Source organism: Kitasatospora sp. NPDC004799 (assembly GCF_040609095.1).
Taxonomy (GTDB): Bacteria; Actinomycetota; Actinomycetes; order Streptomycetales; family Streptomycetaceae; genus Kitasatospora.
Map to the genome: position 1 here is coordinate 1 of NZ_JBEXJK010000852.1, position 1,020 is coordinate 1,020.

Annotated in this window: 3 protein-coding genes; 2 read left to right on the forward strand and 1 reads right to left on the reverse strand. The window is 72.4% G+C overall.

What is annotated here, in order from left to right; translation table 11 throughout:
• The first annotated feature begins 283 nt into the window (after positions 1-283).
• Complete coding sequence (locus tag ABZW03_RS41285; protein WP_355270070.1) at positions 284-466, forward strand: antitoxin; 183 nt, start codon at positions 284-286, stop codon at positions 464-466.
• Between the two features lie 91 nt (positions 467-557).
• Here ABZW03_RS41285 and ABZW03_RS41290 read toward each other — a convergent pair whose 3' ends face one another.
• Entirely contained in the window at positions 558-722 is a 165-nt protein-coding gene (locus ABZW03_RS41290) for a hypothetical protein (protein ID WP_355270072.1), read from the reverse strand.
• A 76-nt stretch (positions 723-798) separates the two neighbouring features.
• On the opposite strand from ABZW03_RS41290, the gene ABZW03_RS41295 reads away from it, so the two are divergent.
• Positions 799-1,020, forward strand: a 222-nt coding sequence (locus tag ABZW03_RS41295; RefSeq protein WP_355270074.1) for a helix-turn-helix domain-containing protein, incomplete at its 3' end; no start/stop codon positions are given.

The window sequence follows — 1,020 nt, forward strand, 5'->3', positions numbered from 1 at the left end:
GGCGATGGGCATGAAGGTCGAGCTCACCGCCCGCTCGCGGGACGGCGGGGTGGACGTCCGCGGCATCGACCCGGACCCGTTCCGCGGCGGGAACGGTCGAGCGGGGAGGTGGAGCGACGGGTGCGCAGCATCAGGGCGACTCCTTCCGACGGGCCGTGAGGTCACGATTTGACATGATCGGGATCCCGTTGCCAAGCCTCCGCACACGCTTTGCGGGATGCGGACCGAAGCGCGGACGGCGATATTGGAGGGGTGGGGGCGTCTCATCCAGGAGTGTGACCAGATGTCCATGTTGGATAAGCTCAAGAGCTTGCTGAAGGGCCACGAGGAGCAGGCCGACAAGGCCGTCGACAAGGCGGGCGACGCCTTCGACGAACGCACCCAGGGCAAGTACAGCAGTCAGGTCGACACCGCCCAGGAAAAGCTCAAGGACCAGTTCCGCGACCAGCCGCCGTCCCAGCAGTAGCGGGCCGCGGTCGCGGGCTTCGCGCGGCGCCGCACCCGGCGCCGTCCGACCGGCTCACCGCCCCGGTCCGGCCGCCCGGCCGGGCCGGGGTTCAGCTGTGCGGGGACGTGGGCTCCCCCGTCCCGGGCCGCTCGCCGTTCTCGTCGCCGTCCGCGCCGCAGTTCTCGCAGGGGCCCGGTCCGGGCCGCTCGCGCAGCCGTCCGCACGCGGGGCACACCCGGTCCAGCCAGCAGGCCGGCTCACCGCCTTCGTCCATGCGGCCGATTCTGCCCGGAGCGCCCTCGCGAGCGCGAGTAGACACTGTCTACAGCCAGCTGGTAGACAGTGTCTCCATGACCGAACAGGAACGGGACCTGCGGGCCCGACTGGTGGCCGCAGGCGTCGAGTTGGTGGCCGAGGGCGGCGTCCAGGCGCTCGGGCTGCGCGAGATCGCCCGCCGCGCCGGCGTCTCGCACGGCGCGCCCCGCCGCTACTTCCCCACCCACCGCGAGCTGCTCGCCGCCATCGCCCAGCAGGGCTTCGGCCGGCTCACCGACACCCTCACGGGTGCCGAC